We start from the raw sequence: 15,957 nt of genomic DNA on the forward strand, positions 1-15,957 counted from the left end.
GTTAATAGGACGGGAGCATCTAGCTGATTTCTGATTCGATGCCTACCATTTTAGCATCGCCATCAACCCTATACAATCAACCTTAAAAATCGATAGATGAGTTATTTTCGTACAGCCTGTTTAACCCCTGGAGAATTTATCGTTACGGCTGAAATAGCACCGCCTAAAGGTGCCAATCCGACTCACATGATTGAAATGGCAAACACCCTCAAAGGTCGGGTTCATGCGGTTAATATTACCGATGGTAGTCGAGCCGTTCTAGGAATGAGTTCCTTAGCTTCTGCTATAATATTAAAAGGTCATGGGATTGAACCCATTTGTCAAGTCGCTTGTCGCGATCGCAATCGCATTGGTTTACAAGCCGATTTATTAGGGGCGGATGCCCTGGGAATTCGGAATATTTTAGCCCTCACAGGTGATCCAGTCAAAGCCGGAGATCATCCCGATGCGAGGTCTGTTTTTGACTTTGAATCCGTGCGATTATTAAAGGCAATTCAAAAGTTAAATAACGGTACTGACTGGAATGATAAAGCCTTAACAGATGGGGCAACAGATTTGTTTGCAGGGGCGGCTGTTGATCCCCAATCTCCCAGTTGGTCAGGCTTAAAAAGTCGATTTGAACGCAAATTAAAAGCCGGGGCGCAATTTTTTCAAAGTCAATTAATTACCGATTTTGACCGTTTAGATAAGTTTATGACGGAAGTTGCAGCAGGCGTTGAACCGCCGATTTTAGCCGGAATCTTTTTGTTAAAATCCGCTAAAAATGCTCGATTTATTAATAAGTATGTGCCGGGTGTTAATATTCCTGAATCGATTATTGAACGCTTAGAAAAAGCCCCAAAACCTCTAGAAGAAGGAGTAATGATTGCGGCTGAACAAGTGAAAATTGCCCGTCAACTTTGTCGAGGCGTTCATATCATGGCCGTTAAACGAGAAGACTTGATTCCGAAAATATTAGATGTCGCCGGAATTCCAGCTTTATATTAACCTAAAGTCGATTAAAACATTAAACTTAGCACAAAGAAACAGAGAACAGCGAAATCGAATCTTGGTGTCTTTGCGTCGAGCGTGTTTTTTCCTTCAGAGATGATTTTGCGGTGAAAACGAAACGCAGAAGCCGTCGAGATCGAATATTCACGCAGGTGGCGATCGCTGTACAATGCTACGCTTGGCTTATCTGACCACCGCCACTTCAGTACAAGCGAGGTTAATCTGTGCCTGACCTCAAGCAGAAGGCTTTTCGATCACCTTTGAGAAATTTTTGCAATCTCAATTAGAATGAGACAATCTTAGAATGGTGATTTTCCAGGTCGTTTTAGAGTCTATATTGCTTTGCAAGCTCCACGTCCTGGCAAGCCATGTTAAAATCAAGTCGAGAATAGGTATTCGGTAGCAGTCTTGCTTTCAGCGCTAACCCTCGAGTTCTGTTTAACGGGGCATAGCTTGCCTTCCGAAGTCTCTGTTTACACGCATTCCGATCTAGGAGGTCTTAAATGTCTGTTGATGTCGGTAATCTTTCCTACGAGGTTACGGAGGATGATTTCAAGTCTGTTTTCGCGCCTATTAGGACTCCATCAAACGAGTTCAGATTCTTAGCGATCGCGAAACCGGACGCTCAGGGGGCTTGGGATTGGCAGAAATGGATAGCGTTGCTGAAGCAGAAAGTACCATTAAACAACTCGATGGTATTCAATGGAGGGGACGAGATCTCAAGATGAATCAAGCCAAACCCTGTGAAGGAAGAAATTCTTCGGATGGGGGAAACCGACGCGATCGCTTTTCGAGCTGCTATTAAGCGGCGAAATTCACATTCTATTTTCCAATTCAATTCTCAGATGAAGACGGATATTATTCCGGTCTAATTGTTGTTAGTTGAACGACGCTCTATTAACTGAGTGAAAAAGCAATTCATAAGGGAGGATATTGCATGGCTCAAGTGGTCGTCGGTGAAAGCGAGCAGTTGGAGTCAGCCCTGCGTCGGTTCAAGCAGAAAGTCTCCAGGGCGGGTATTTTTGCCGACATGAAAAAGAACCGTTACTTTGAAACACTCGCCCAAAAACATAAGCGAAAAGAAATTGCCAGACACAAGGAACGCCGCAGAATGCGGAACTCTAGAAAACGGTTTGAGCAGCAAGTTCGCTAAAACTTTCAAGAGGGCAATTGGGCATCAATGTGGAATCCAGAAGAATATGCGAAAAATTCCAATGCTCAACTTCAGTGGGCTGAACAATTGCGTTCGCATCTGGATTTCAAGGGTAGCGAGTCTGTTCTCGATGTCGGTTGTGGCGATGGAAAGATTACTGCTGATTTTGCGGTTTCTTTACCTCAAGGACAAGTGGTTGGAGTCGATAGTTCTTCAGAAATGATCGCCTATGCGACAAAAACTTATCCAAGATCTCAGCATCCCAATCTTTCCTTCGCCTGTATAGATGGACGTTCGCTTCCGTTTAAAGCCGAATTTGATGTTGTCTTCTCTAATGCTGCACTGCATTGGGTTGATGATCATTTAGCCTTTCTCCAGGGAGCTAATCGCGCTTTAAAAAACAAGGGTAAGTTAATTATTTCCTGTGGGGGTCAGGGAAATGCTACTGAAGTTTTGCAGGTTTTCTCTGACTTAGTGCGTCAAGTTCCCTGGAGGTTTGATATTGATCAGTTTCACAATCCTTATTTCTTCTATGGGATAGAAGAAGTGGATGCAATTAAAAACTCTACCCTTTGATAGATAGGATAAACACAGATAATAAATCTATAAGTTAATAACACTCGGATCAAAAAATATGACTGCTTTCTACACTGGAGGATGCCAATGTGGACGTGTTCGATATGAAATCCGCAGTAAACCTCTAACGCTCTATGTTTGCCATTGTACAGAGTGTCAGAAGCAATCTTCCAGTGCTTTTGGTATGTCCATGCCCGTTCCGAGGGAAGCTGTTATTCTCCTCCAAGGACAACTCAAAGAATGGTCGAGGGTTTCTCAGAGTGGTCATCAAGTCACTTGTTCATTTTGTGGAGAGTGCGGTACAAGATTATTTCATTCTCCAGCCCGTAACCCTAAAATTATTAATGTCAAACCCGGAACACTTGATGATACTCGTTGGCTTCAACCTGTGGGCAATTTATGGACTCAAAGCGCTCAAAAATGGGTAGTTTTGAGTGAAAATATGCTCAATTATCAGGCACAACCCCAAGATTACTCACAACTGTTTGAACGATTTCACGATCAGTCATAAAAGTCAGTCAAACTTTAGCACCTAATATGTATTCTTTTAATATTCATTTTCATCTTATACTAGAGAATCTAATCTTCTTCGTACTGGCGACCTCTTTTCTGGGAATTGTGGGTTTGGCATGGAGAAATGCCTAGCCCTACAGCTTGCCTAGCCCTTTACCGGGATGGTTTAAAATTTGGTTTGGGACTGTACAGATTTTAGGATTATTACCGCCTTTGGGGGTTCTGCTGGTTTGGGGAATATGGGAGAAAAACTCAGTTGTATTGACTGTGTTTGCCTCTTATTTCCTGATGCTGGGTTTACAAATTATCACCGAATATTTGACCTTAAGAAAATTTCCCTCTGTAGTCTGGGTGATGGTTCCTTATTTATATTTACCTTATCGGATTTATCAATTATCCGAAGGTTTAACCCTCTTGAATGCTGAACCTGAATTATTTTGGGTACGAACCGTATTAATTTTGCAAATCATCCTCTGGATTGGGAATTATGCTTTAGATTTAGCACAACTTCCTCGACTATTTCGTTGGGAAATATCAGAAAATAAGCCAACGTCTTAAGGAATATTATATTAACCGAATTGATTACTCCGTAAATTTACGGAGATTAGCTTAAATTTTAGCACTAGCAAAATTTCAAAAGTTCAGCAATTTCGCTGTTGGCTTTTGCCCTGGAAATTGTATATCTTGAATATAGAGTATCGAATATTCCAATGTCAGTAAGCACATCGCAGGTTCCAATTTTAGTCCGCACCCTGAGACAGCGTTTAGGTTTGTCGCAAAAACAATTTGGGGAAAAATTGGGGGTTGTCTTTCAAACCGTTAACAACTGGGAAAATGGCCGCACCATGCCAACTCGCATGGCTCAGATGCTGATCCGACAACAGTTGGAAAAGATGGGTGAGGAAGGAACGGATTTATTAGAGAAGTATTTTGGTGAATAACTTTGTTGTTGCCAAAACCTTACATCCAGGGTGAAATTACTAATTTTGATTGAAAGACGAGTACAAACGCACTATTTTCTGAAATGAGTTGAGGTTAGTTATCATGTTAGCATTTACAGGTAGATTAATTGTATTTCTTTCGCTGTTAACCTGGAGAATCCTAGAGTCAGTCGTTCATCTGACTCTCCGTTTAATTATTGTATCTTTAAATTCAGCTTGGAAAAATCTAAGTCTTTTGATGTCTGACTTTCTATCTGGACTTCTCCACCGTCAAACCGATTTGTCAATCAAATAATCAATAAACGCTAACGGGTTGAACTCACGGCTGTTTCATTCGTCAAAAATTTGGTGCAGAAAAGCGAAAGATAATTAATATATTGTCGGCGATCATTCTTTGAGTCTTTGTTGGAGAATGATCGCCATTTCTTCGGAGACGACTGATAAAAAGTAATTCAGTTTTTGTCTGTTGGGGCGGATTCTTTCAAGAATGATATAGCAGTTTTCAGTTCTGTGAGGTATAACACCGATTGGGTAGAAACCCGGTTTCTGCTAGAAACCGGGTTTCTGGTTTGTACCTCATAGGAGCGCACACCGCTATAAGAGTTAGAGATCACTGTAATCAACCCGCCTCTACGACGTTTAAAATGTGTAGAGGCGAATAACGACTGTGAGGTGATAATATTTATTGAATGCGTTGACTTTCCACTTCCGCCACCCGTCGTTTCACCTTCACCACACTATCAGGATTTAAGGAAATCGAATCAATTCCCGCCTCGACTAAAAACTCAGCAAAATCAGGATGATCGCTGGGGGCTTGACCACAAATTCCGACTTTTCGCCCGGCTTCATGGGCGGTTTTAATTAAACGTTGAATCATCCGTTTAACAGCCAAATCTCGTTCATCAAATAACTCAGCTAATTCTCCAGAATCCCGATCTACGCCTAATACTAACTGCGTCAAATCATTACTTCCAATGGAAAACCCATCAAAGCGTTTTGCAAACTCATCTGCCAATTCCACATTAGAAGGAAGTTCACACATCACATAAACCTGTAAACCGTTTTCACCCCGTTTTAAGGCATTACTTTCTAACACTTCTAATACCCGATCCGCCTCTTTTAACGTGCGACAGAAGGGAATCATAATAATCACATTATCCATCCCAATCACTTCTCGCACATATTTAATTGCCTTGCATTCTAACGCAAACCCTTCACGATAGCGATCGCTATAATACCGCGAAGCCCCGCGAAACCCTAACATGGGATTAGCTTCAACTTTTTCAAACTGTTGACCCCCAATTAAATCCGCATATTCATTGGTTTTAAAATCACTCATTCGCACAATTACAGGTTTAGGATATTGAGAAGCGGCAATTTTTGCAATTCCCCGCGATAACAAATCCACAAAATAATCCGTTTTATCCTCATATCCGTGCGTCATTTCAGAAATTTGATGACGAATCGAAAAATTCGTAACTTTGTCAAAATGAACCAACGCCATTGGGTGAACTTTAATGATATTATTAATCAAAAATTCCATCCGGGCTAACCCAATACCATCGGCGGGAAGTTGCCACCAACGAAACGCCGCCGTCGGACTGCCAATATTCATCATAATCTTCGTTTTTGTGGCTGGAATATCCAACAAACTGACAGCTTCTGACTCAAAATCTAACAAGCCTTCATAAACATATCCTTCCTCACCTTCTGCACAAGAAATCGTTACTTCTCGTCCCGCTTCTAACAATTCTGTTGCCTTTCCCGTTCCGACAATTGCCGGAATTCCTAACTCCCGACTAATAATAGCAGCATGACAGGTTCTTCCGCCATGATCGGTGACAATTCCCGCCGCTTTTTTCATAATGGGAACCCAATCTGGATCAGTCATTTCTGTTACCAGAATCGTTCCTTCTGTAAACTGTTCAATATCCGTAACATTGCGAATCAAACAGACTTTTCCACTGGCAATAGCATCCCCAACACTCAACCCCACTAACAAACGATCGCTTTGTTGTGTCAGCGAATAAGTCTTTAAAACACCTGCCTGTTTTTGAGATTGTACCGTTTCTGGACGGGCTTGCACCACATATAATACACCCGTATCGCCATCTTTTGCCCATTCAATATCCATCGGACATTTATAATGGTCTTCAATCAATTTCGCCCATTTTGCCAGTTGTAAAACTTCCTCATCTTCTAAGGAAAAAGATTGTAATTCATAGAGAGACGTTTGCACCGTTCGCGTTGTTTTTGTTGTTCCCAACGCATAGATCATTTTTTCCTGCTTATTCCCCAAACTTTTCTCAATAATCGGTTTTAATTCAGGCTGCTTTAACAACGGTTTAAAAACCCGATATTGATCAGGCGTGACTGAACCTTGAACCACTAATTCTCCCAAACCCCAAGCGGCGGTAATCAAAATATCATTAGGAAAACCAGTTTCTGGATCAATTGAAAACATCACTCCCGAACAAGCCTTATCCGATCGCACCATTTTTTGAATGACAATCGATAGGGCAACATCCATATGATTATACCCTTTTGTTTCCCGATAACTAATTGCCCGATCTGTGAATAAAGACGCATAACATTTGCGGCAAGCCTCCAAAACTTCCTCAGTTCCAGTAATATTGAGATAGGTTTCTTGTTGTCCAGCAAAACTAGCATCCGGTAAATCTTCAGCCGTAGCACTACTGCGAACCGCCACATCAACTTCTTCTAAATTATAACGATCAGACAGTTGACGATAACCTTCCCGAATGACTTCGGCAATTGCATCAGGAAACCGAGAACGAACCAATAAACGACGAATGGTTTTTCCCGCTTTTTCTAAGGAAATTTCTCCGGCTTGAAACTGTTCAATTTGATACAGAATTTTCGCTTGAAGATTGTTAGCCTCGATAAATTCCCAGTAAGTTTGAGCCGTAATTGCAAAGCCATCGGGAACCCGAATTCCTTGAGATTTTAGAGATTGTACCATCTCTCCCAAAGAAGCATTTTTCCCGCCCACAGTGGGAACATCACCAACCCGAATATTTTCAAACCAACGAATATAGGAATTTTCCTGAGTCATGGTCATTTTTGCTCCTGGGTTTTAGCGGTTCTCTTCAATTATGACAAACCTTTTTCGAGAGTAGTGTCAGAAAATCTCAGTTCATAGTTAACGGATCAGTGCAGGCGGGGAGCGGGAATTGGATTGATCATTCTATTTCCATTTAACAATTCAATCCACCCGAACAGAAGTGTTATAATTTTAGTTATTCATTTGACTTTGGTCATCTCCAAAATATAGAATTAATAAATCCGACCCGTCCTGTTCCATTTCAATCAACTTTTGTTTAATCACAGACAAAGCCAACTGAGACGGTCTGGTATGTCCCCGTTCCCAACGATTAACCGTCTGAAACGAAACGCCCAACTGTGCCGCCAGTTTTTCCTGGGAAAGCCCTAAGCGTTTGCGTAACGTTAAAATCAGAATTGGGAAGTTTTTTTTCAGATTTAAAAACACCATTTCCATAACCATTTCAACCTCCAAATCTCAAAAATCAACAAATGGTATAACAACCGTCTATTTATATTATTCGTCTTCAGTCCGATTCAAACTTCCTCTGAAGGGATGAACAGATCGGGTGAACATCAACCCTGTCGCCTCTGGTCAAAATCAACTGAAAGCCATGAATTTCCCCCTTGAAGCCACATTTCACGTCAAAATAGAGAAAGTCAAAGCCAAGAAAACCATGACCACAGCAACAGCACAACAGACAGAAACCCAACTTCCGCCTTTAATTTCCCGTGATATCCTCTTCGGCAACCCGGAACGAACCAGTCCGTCTTTGTCACCCAATGGCAAATACCTCGCCTATATCGCCCCAGACGACAAAAACGTTCTCCAGGTGTGGCTGCGAACCGTCGGACAAGAAGATGATCGCCAACTCACCGCAGACAAAAAACGAGGAATTCGCGGCTTTTTCTGGACGTACAGCCCCGATCAACTGATCTACGCCCAAGACTCCGACGGCGACGAAAACTGGCATTTATATCTGGTGAACATTCAATCTAATATTGTCCGGGACTTAACCCCCTTTCAAGGGGTGCGAGCGCAAGTTGTCGATCTCGATCACAACTTCCCCGAAGAACTGTTAGTCGGGATGAACCTAAAAAACCCCCAAGTCTTTGACGTTTATCACGTTAACCTGAAAACCGGGGCGGTGGAATTTCATACCGAAAACCCAGGAAACATCGTCGGTTGGACAGCAGACAGTCAGTTTCAAATTCGCGCCGCTTCCGCCACAACCCCCGATGGCGGTTATGATTTGTTGTATCGAGAAACCCCTGAAAAAGATTGGGAAACCCTGCGTCATTGGGGACCAGACGAAGAAGGCGGGGCAGTTTTCTTCTCTAACGACGGCAAAACCCTGTATATTGTGGGAAATCACGACGCTAACGCCGCACGTTTAATTGCGTTTGATCTGGCCACCCGCAGCGAAACCGTGATCGCCGAAGATCCGCAGTATGACGTCGGGGGAGTTCTCGCCCATCCCACCACCCGCAACATAGAAGCCGTTTCCTTTTATAAAGATAAAGAAGAATGGATCTTCCTCGACTCGGAAATAGAAGCCGACTTAAACGCCATTAAAGCTATTCGTCCTGGTGAATTTGGCATTCGTCGCATCCTCACCGATGAGAAATGGTTAGTCAGTTTTGTTGATGATGATGGCCCGGTTTCCTACTACGTTTATGATCGCGCCTCCAAAACCAACACCTTTCTCTTTACCAACAAACCCAAACTCGAAGGGTTACAACTCGCCCCAATGGAACCGATGTCTTTCACGGCGAGAGACGGCTTAACTATTCATGGTTATCTCACCAAACCCGTTGGCGTTTCCACTCCGGTTCCCACCGTCATGCTGGTACATGGTGGCCCCTGGGCGCGAGATTTTTGGGGCTATGACTCCGAAGCCCAATGGTTAGCCAACCGAGGGTATGCCGTTTTACAGCTAAACTTCCGGGGTTCGACAGGATACGGGAAAGCCTTTGTCAATGCAGCTAACCGCGAATGGGCGGGGAAAATGCACGATGACTTAATTGATGGCGTGAATTGGCTCGTTGAAAATAATATCGCCCAACGCGATAAAATCGCCATTATGGGTGGTTCCTATGGCGGTTATGCCACATTAGTCGGGTTGACATTTACGCCGGAAGTGTTTGCTTGTGGGGTGGATATTGTTGGCCCGAGTAATTTAGTCACCCTCATGCAGAGTATTCCGCCTTACTGGGAACCGATTCGTGCTAATTTTTATCATCGAGTGGGTAATCTGGAAACAGAGGAGGAATTTTTGAAGTCCCGATCGCCTTTATTTTTTGTCGATCGAATTCAAAAACCGCTATTAATTGCACAAGGGGCGAATGATCCGAGAGTTAAACAGGCTGAAAGTGAACAAATTGTTGAAGCCATGAAACAAGCCGGAAAACCGATTGAGTATGCTTTATATACAGACGAAGGACATGGGTTCGCTCGTCCTGAAAATCGGTTACACTTCTATGCGATCGCTGAAGAATTTCTCGCCAAATATTTAGGGGGTCGGTTTGAACCGATTAATGAAATTTCCGGTCATTCAGGAGTGGTTCAATCTTTTAGTTAATTCTGAAAAAAGCGAGTTAACAACTCAAAATTAATCAGTTTTTGGGCGGGTTACTGTAAACTGTAATGAACCCGCCCCTACAAAATTACTGAACTTCAGAACTCTTTAAAATTAAAATCAAAAATACGGTTCACAATTAACAACTATGGTCAGCTTTTTTAAAGGTCTTTTTTCTGGCAAAAAACCGGGAGTTGGGATAGAATTAGCTTCCGAACGCATTCATGTTGTAGAACTGCGAAGAAAAGGAAATGATTTAAGATTAATTAATATTGCCACAACTCCCGTGCCTGAAGATGTCGTTCAAGATGGGCAAATCATTGATACACCGACAATGGCAGAGTTAATTCAGTCTACTTTAGCCGATAAAAATATTAAGACAAAACGAGTGGCTACAGCCATTCCAGGGCGAGAAGCGGTGACTCGTTTGATCTCGGTTCCAGCCGAACTCAACGAAGAAGAACTCAAAGATTATATGAACGCCGAAGCCGGACTTTACTTGCCATTTTCTCGGGAAGAAGCCGACGTTGACTATCAGAAATTGGGAATGTTTGTCGATGAAGACGGCATCGAAAAAATGCAAGTTTTGTTAGTGGCAACGCGCAAAGAAGTAACAGATACTTACTTAGAAACCTTTGAACAAGCCGAACTGAAAGTAGACGTCATAGAAGTTAGTAGTTTTGCGCTGATTCGCTCGCTCAAAAATCAACTAGAACAATTTTCCTCATCAGAAGCTGCGATTATTGCCGATCTCGAATTTGATAGTACAGAACTCGCCATTGTTGTCAATGGAATCCCGCAATTTAATCGAACCATTCCCATCGGATTATTTCAAGTTCAAACGGCATTGAATAATGCCATGAATTTGCCCCCATCGAGAGACGTCAGCGAATTGCAAGCCATGACCCTTCCGGTGACTGATACAATGGGAGCATTAAGCGATCCTAATCCCGGCACAAACGCGATTATTAAAATTCTCTCAGAACTCGCCGATGAACTCCGGCGTTCCATTGATTTTTATATTAATCAAAGCGACGGTTTAGAGATTGCCCAACTTCTACTCGCAGGCCCAGGGGCTTCCATTGGGCAACTCGACGAGTTCTTCATGCAGCGTTTAGCCATGCCAGCCACTCAAGTTGATCCGGTTGAAATGCTGTCATTGCAAAGCGATCAAGAGATTCCACCCGAGCAACGTGCTAGCTTAGGAGTGGCGTTAGGTTTGGGAATGCGGGTGATCTAATTTCAAGTTGGGGAGCGCCGATGGGGGATTTCGCTATCATGGACATAGTTATCAATGATCACCTTCGGGAAATTCTAACTGGAATGAGTGAATTAGTGTTAAAAAGCTTAATCTCAAACATTCCCTCTGTTGCTAGGATAAGCGAAGGAAATCCTCGATCACCCGTCTAAAATTTACACTTACAATGATGCCCTCAAGCCCTAAACAAATCCTCAGAGCTAAGACTTAATTGACAGTTTCAGGTACAACACGGTACTCTAGGTGCGTTAATAACCCCAATTAGATGACCAAGTACCTGAAGCCCAAAGAAGCCGCTAAATATTTGGGGTAAATGTTAGGATTAGGCGTGTAGAGGGAAACAAGGCTATGATCGCACGCCCTCAAAACCCCCAGATCGACAGCGTAGATATGACCTTAGAAATTGTGAGTTGATTGTTCTCAACCCAAAAGAACTTTCACCACAGTCAGAAATGGTCGAAGACATTCGAGCAATACTGCACTGTTTTTCTAATCAATTGTATGGACTAAGAAAGTACAAAACTCAAGCTCTCGAACGACCCAGAACTATGCAACGAGCATTCAAAACAAAGTTAAAACTGAATAACAAACAGAAGACTTTAATGGCTCAACACGCTGGATACTCTAGGTGGGTTTGGAATTGGGCGTTAGCGATGTGGAATGAAGCTTACAAACAGGGTTTAAAGCCTTCAAGGAATAAGCTAAAAAAGTTCTACACCAATCACATTAAGCCAAACTATCCCTGGCAGTCAACGCTAAGTTCTAGAGTTTATCAATTTGCCTTCATGCACTTGGGAGAAGCATTTAGCCGATTCTTTCAAGGCATTGCTGAATACCCTAAGTTCAAGAAAAAAGGCAAAAATGATAGCTTTACTTTAGATAATTGTGGCAAAGTAATGAGGTTTTCAGGGAGGAGGTTAAAACTTCCTTTTATGGGATGGGTATTCACTTACGAAGCCCTTCCTGAAATTCAAACCAAACGAGTCACAATCAGCAGGATCGCTGATTCTTGGTATTTGTCTGTCGCTTACGAATTTGAGCCAGAACAGACTGTTAAATCAAGAGTTTATCTGGGTGTTGATGTTGGAGTTAAGGCATTGGCGACCTGTTCAGATGGTACTGTTTTTGACAATCCAGCAGCCCACAAAAAAGCTCAAAAAAATCTGGCAAAACTTCAGCGCGAACTTTCTAGAAAACAGAAGGGTTCAAACAACAGGAATAAAGCCAAGCTCAAATTAGCAAAAGCTTATCAAAGAATTGTCAACATTCGGAAAGATACAATTCACAAACTCACCTCATGGCTATGCAAAAATCACGCAGTTATCGGGTTAGAGGATTTGAATGTTTCTGGGATGTTGAAAAATCATAAATTAGCGGGTGCTATAGCCGATTCTGCTCTTTATGAAATTCGCCGCCAAGTTGAGTATAAATCCTCGTGGTACGGCTCAGTTGTAGTTTTTGCTGATAGATTTTACCCGTCAACTAAAACCTGTTCAAACTGCGGTCACGTTCAACAAATAGCACTGAAAGAACGAGTTTTCAACTGTCAGGCTTGCGGTGTAAGCGTTGACCGTGATTTGAATGCGAGTCTGAATTTATTACATTATGCCGAGGGCTTCTCGGCTGATTTGCCTGTCTGACCGGGTGCTGCCGACAGTCCGGGGTGATGCAGGAAGTAAACGTTAACACGGTTTGTACCGCGTTATATCAGTTTTATAAAGCAGGTTTGATGCAATGTACAGCCTTGATATTAATTTTCTTAACGACCGTCCCGACTACAAGCCCGCCGAGCGAAAAGCATCGGCATCCCCAGGTCGAGGAGGCGCAAACATTGATCGCACCCCAATCATTATAGGCGCGGCAGTTGCTCTAGCTGCAAACGCTTTAGTGGGGGGAGTTTGGTTAGTGTTCAATCAACGGAATGCTCAGTTACAAAACGAGTTAAGCCAGTTAGAAGCCCAACTCGGTGAAAAAACCAACCTGGTCGCACAACTTGATCAAATTTACGCTCAAGCCAAACTCACAAACGAAGAAGCGAATGCCTTAGCCACCGTCTTCAATGAGATTAAGCCTTGGTCAGCGTTGACTCAAGAACTCGCCGAATTGATGCAAATAGCCGGGGTGAAGATCAACAGCATTCAACAAACTAAACCCGCAGCAACCGCCGTCGCTGCACCTCCGCCAGCCGCAGGACAACCCGCCGATGCAGCCGCGAAAGAAACCGCTAAACTCGAAATTACAGGAATTGCCAATTCTTTCACCCAACTGAGTGATTTTGTGTTGTTGCTGAACCAATCTCCCTTCTTTGATGGAGAGAAAACAAAACTGATCTCGGCGAGTTTGAAAGACAATCCGACTCAACTCGTCGTAGCGGAATCTCAAGGCGGAAGCAATAGCCTGCCCCAGTTGCAACCCGTCGTCGAGTACAAAATCGAAACGAATTTAAGTGCGGCGACGGCTTCAGAGTTACTTCCTCAGTTAAAGAGTAAAGGTGCGGTTGGGCTGGTCAACCGTATTCAAACCCTTCAGCAAAAAGGAGTTATTCAACCATGACATCAGCAAACAACGTCTTTATTGAAGCCGAAGACGAACAGGAGGTTTCAGGCCAGGTGGTTTTGGGAGTCCCGCTCACTCCCAAAAATATTGGCATTGCAGTAGCCGTTGCCGGAGTATTGCTGGCCGGATTTGGGATTTTTAAGTTCGTCATGCCGACCATTGCTCAGGGAAACGACCTGAACACCCAAATCTTAGGTAAACAACAAGAAATCGAACAGCAAGATGAAAAACTCAGCAAAAAAGCACAAGCTGAACAAGAGTTAGCCCAATCCCTGCAAAGACGCGCAGCAGTCACGGCTTTATTCGCCGACGAAGCCACTCTAGAAACGTTGGTCTTTGACATCGAAGAACAACTCAATCGCCTTAATACTGATATTACAGAGGATGAGGAAAAAGCCAGGATTACGAGGTTTCAACCGGCTCAAACCCAAGGAACTCCTGAATCAACCTCGGATACAGAAGTCGTTAATGATGGCTCTTTGGGTTCAGCCGTTAACGGAAAGGTAAGACGGCGTGGATATGAAGTTGAGTTTGAGGGTAGTTTTGCTCAAACGCGGCAGTTTCTGATTATCTTGGAACGAATGCAGCCGATGTTAGTCGTTCAAGACTTGAAAACTCAGTTGGTCGAAGCAGCGCCTGTTGTTGCAGGAGAATACAAGCAAGGTAAATTTGTCCCTTCCGGTGAACAACCTCAACGCCGCCTGAAAACTTCTTTTAACCTGAGTGCGCTCATGCCCTTGAGTCAGGAACAGTTAGACGCTGCTGCTGCCTCTGCCGCCCCCCCACCGGATGCTCAACCTCCCCAGTAATTCTTGATCCGATCGTCACAATCAGATCACCCCTAAGCCGCGTTCAGACTGAGCGCGGTTATTAATTTTTTGAAATCAAATTAGCCCAGAGCTTGACAGGATGGGACAAATGCTCTAACCTGTCTGGCTAGTCGATCTAAAACATTTGACTTTATCGAAAATGTCGGGCAGAATACCCCATCCTTCTTACAAGGTGGGGATGAATGCCCGACCAATATACTCAATCCGTTCGGACAAAAAAACTTAACTTAACTTTTTTGAATCAAATAGATAAGCTATGCTATGATGGGTTTAAGGAGGTATAAGACATGGGTAATAAGGCATGGGTAATAAGGCATACCGTTTTCGGTTCTATCCTAATAAAGAACAGAAGGCATTCTTAGCCAAATGTTTTGGCTGTTCTAGATTTGTCTATAACCATTTTTTGCGCTTAACTACCGATGTCTATGCTGAGTGTAAAAAGAGTTTGAGATATAAAGAGTGGGCAAAACTTCTAACTCATCTCAAAAAAGAATATGAATGGTTAAAAGAAGTTAATTCCCAATCCTTACAGCAAACTTTGAAAGATTTAGAAACGGCTTATGTAAGATTTTTTAAAAAATTGGCAAAATTCCCCAACTTTAAGAAACGCTCAAATAAACAGTCTTTTCGAGTTCCTCAACATTTCTCAATCACTGAAGAAGGCCAACTGAAATTACCGAAAATGACCCCGATTAAAATGGTCATTCATCGAGAAATTGAAGGGGAGATCAAAAGCGTCACAATTACTCAAACAGCATCAGGTCGATACTATGCCTCTATTGTTACTGAGTTAGACATTCCCAAAGCTCCTTTAAATGGGGAAAAAATTGGAATGGACTTAGGGTTGAAAGATTTTCTCATTACCTCCAAGCCCGAAAAATTTCCTAATCCCCGTTATTTTCAGCGTTCATTAAGACGCTTAAAAATTAGACAAAGGAGGCTAAGTCGGAAAGTCAAAGGCTCTAATAATCGTCAAAAAGCCAGAATTAGAGTGGCTACAATTCACGAAAAAGTAGCGAATCAACGATTAGATTACCAACAGAAAATCAGTCTAAAACTAACGGGCGAGAACCAAGCCATTAGTTGCGAAGACTTAAACATCAAAGGCCTGGTAAAAAATCGTAAATTAGCCAGACAGATTAGTGATGTAGCCTGGGGACAATTTTTAACGCTTTTAGAATATAAAGGGGAACTATACGGCTGTGAAATTTACCGGGTAGATAGATTCTTTCCGAGTTCTAAAAGATGTTCTAGTTGTGGATATATCAAAGAAGACTTGACCCTCAAAGATAGAGAATGGACTTGTCCTGAATGTCATACATTCCATGACCGTGATGTTAATGCTTGTCTAAACCTTTTGCAGTTTGCTGAGTTTAAAATAGGGCAGGAAGTGTCCGAATCTACGCCTAACCAGACAGTTGAAACACTGTGTATCAAGAGCGCTAGTTCTTGAGGGTAGGAAGCCCCACCCTCAACGTAGTAGGGTGGGGTACTTCAC

Annotated in this window: 16 protein-coding genes; 14 read left to right on the forward strand and 2 right to left on the reverse strand. The window is 42.8% G+C overall.

From position 1 onward, the window contains the following. Positions 1–96 precede the first annotated feature (96 nt). The 8 genes from WN50_RS06290 to WN50_RS33795 all read left to right on the forward strand — a co-directional run bounded on the left by WN50_RS06290 (position 97) and on the right by WN50_RS33795 (position 4,468). On the forward strand, positions 97–987 hold the full coding sequence (locus tag WN50_RS06290) for a methylenetetrahydrofolate reductase (RefSeq protein ID WP_046280554.1): 891 nt from the start codon (positions 97–99) through the stop codon (positions 985–987). Positions 988–1,630: 643 nt separating this feature from the next. Then, positions 1,631–1,795, forward strand: coding sequence for a hypothetical protein (locus WN50_RS37080; protein ID WP_342586741.1), 165 nt, complete (start codon positions 1,631–1,633; stop codon positions 1,793–1,795). Between the two features lie 132 nt (positions 1,796–1,927). Continuing rightward, complete coding sequence (rpsU, locus tag WN50_RS06300; protein WP_046280556.1) at positions 1,928–2,143, forward strand: 30S ribosomal protein S21; 216 nt, start codon at positions 1,928–1,930, stop codon at positions 2,141–2,143. A gap of 27 nt (positions 2,144–2,170) precedes the next feature. Next, the gene (locus WN50_RS06305; RefSeq protein WP_053221444.1) at positions 2,171–2,719 is read left to right on the forward strand and encodes a class I SAM-dependent methyltransferase; all 549 of its coding nucleotides are present in this window, start codon (positions 2,171–2,173) and stop codon (positions 2,717–2,719) included. Positions 2,720–2,777: 58 nt separating this feature from the next. Next, positions 2,778–3,230 (forward strand): GFA family protein, encoded by a 453-nt coding sequence (locus tag WN50_RS06310; protein WP_046280557.1) that lies wholly within the window; start codon positions 2,778–2,780, stop codon positions 3,228–3,230. A 143-nt stretch (positions 3,231–3,373) separates the two neighbouring features. Continuing rightward, a complete protein-coding gene (locus WN50_RS06315) occupies positions 3,374–3,790 on the forward strand; it encodes a hypothetical protein (protein ID WP_235440848.1) in 417 nt (138 codons plus the stop codon). A gap of 152 nt (positions 3,791–3,942) precedes the next feature. After that, positions 3,943–4,173 (forward strand): helix-turn-helix domain-containing protein, encoded by a 231-nt coding sequence (locus WN50_RS06320; protein ID WP_046280558.1) that lies wholly within the window; start codon positions 3,943–3,945, stop codon positions 4,171–4,173. Positions 4,174–4,276: 103 nt separating this feature from the next. After that, positions 4,277–4,468 (forward strand): hypothetical protein, encoded by a 192-nt coding sequence (locus WN50_RS33795; protein WP_152964722.1) that lies wholly within the window; start codon positions 4,277–4,279, stop codon positions 4,466–4,468. Positions 4,469–4,855: 387 nt separating this feature from the next. On the opposite strand, the gene ppsA is transcribed toward WN50_RS33795, so the two are convergent. Together ppsA and WN50_RS06330 are read right to left on the reverse strand one after the other, a co-directional pair. Continuing rightward, positions 4,856–7,255, reverse strand: a complete 2,400-nt coding sequence (gene ppsA, locus WN50_RS06325; RefSeq protein ID WP_425354784.1) for a phosphoenolpyruvate synthase — start codon at positions 7,253–7,255, stop codon at positions 4,856–4,858. 174 nt (positions 7,256–7,429) lie between these two features. After that, entirely contained in the window at positions 7,430–7,699 is a 270-nt protein-coding gene (locus WN50_RS06330; protein WP_323218378.1) for a helix-turn-helix domain-containing protein, read from the reverse strand. 106 nt (positions 7,700–7,805) lie between these two features. Here WN50_RS06330 and WN50_RS06335 point away from each other — a divergent pair, with 106 nt between their 5' ends. The 6 genes from WN50_RS06335 (at position 7,806) to tnpB (ending at position 15,912) form a co-directional block, all read left to right on the forward strand. Further along, positions 7,806–9,818 carry a S9 family peptidase gene (locus WN50_RS06335; protein ID WP_323218379.1) on the forward strand — a complete coding sequence of 671 codons (2,013 nt, stop codon included), beginning with the start codon at positions 7,806–7,808 and terminating at the stop codon, positions 9,816–9,818. A gap of 145 nt (positions 9,819–9,963) precedes the next feature. Beyond that, positions 9,964–11,055: a type IV pilus biogenesis protein PilM gene (gene pilM / locus WN50_RS06340; RefSeq protein ID WP_046280561.1), complete on the forward strand. Its 1,092-nt coding sequence runs from the start codon at positions 9,964–9,966 to the stop codon at positions 11,053–11,055. A 566-nt stretch (positions 11,056–11,621) separates the two neighbouring features. Then, positions 11,622–12,713, forward strand: a complete 1,092-nt coding sequence (locus WN50_RS06345) for an RNA-guided endonuclease InsQ/TnpB family protein (protein ID WP_049558453.1) — start codon at positions 11,622–11,624, stop codon at positions 12,711–12,713. A gap of 94 nt (positions 12,714–12,807) precedes the next feature. Next, positions 12,808–13,626 (forward strand): PilN domain-containing protein, encoded by an 819-nt coding sequence (locus tag WN50_RS06350; RefSeq protein WP_046280562.1) that lies wholly within the window; start codon positions 12,808–12,810, stop codon positions 13,624–13,626. Then, positions 13,623–14,438 carry a hypothetical protein gene (locus WN50_RS06355; protein ID WP_046280563.1) on the forward strand — a complete coding sequence of 272 codons (816 nt, stop codon included), beginning with the start codon at positions 13,623–13,625 and terminating at the stop codon, positions 14,436–14,438. Before WN50_RS06350 ends, WN50_RS06355 begins: the two co-directional genes overlap by 4 nt. A 322-nt stretch (positions 14,439–14,760) precedes the next feature. Beyond that, a complete protein-coding gene (gene tnpB, locus WN50_RS06360) occupies positions 14,761–15,912 on the forward strand; it encodes an IS200/IS605 family element RNA-guided endonuclease TnpB (protein ID WP_046281374.1) in 1,152 nt (383 codons plus the stop codon). The last annotated feature ends 45 nt before the right edge of the window (positions 15,913–15,957 follow it).

The organism is Limnoraphis robusta CS-951, from assembly GCF_000972705.2.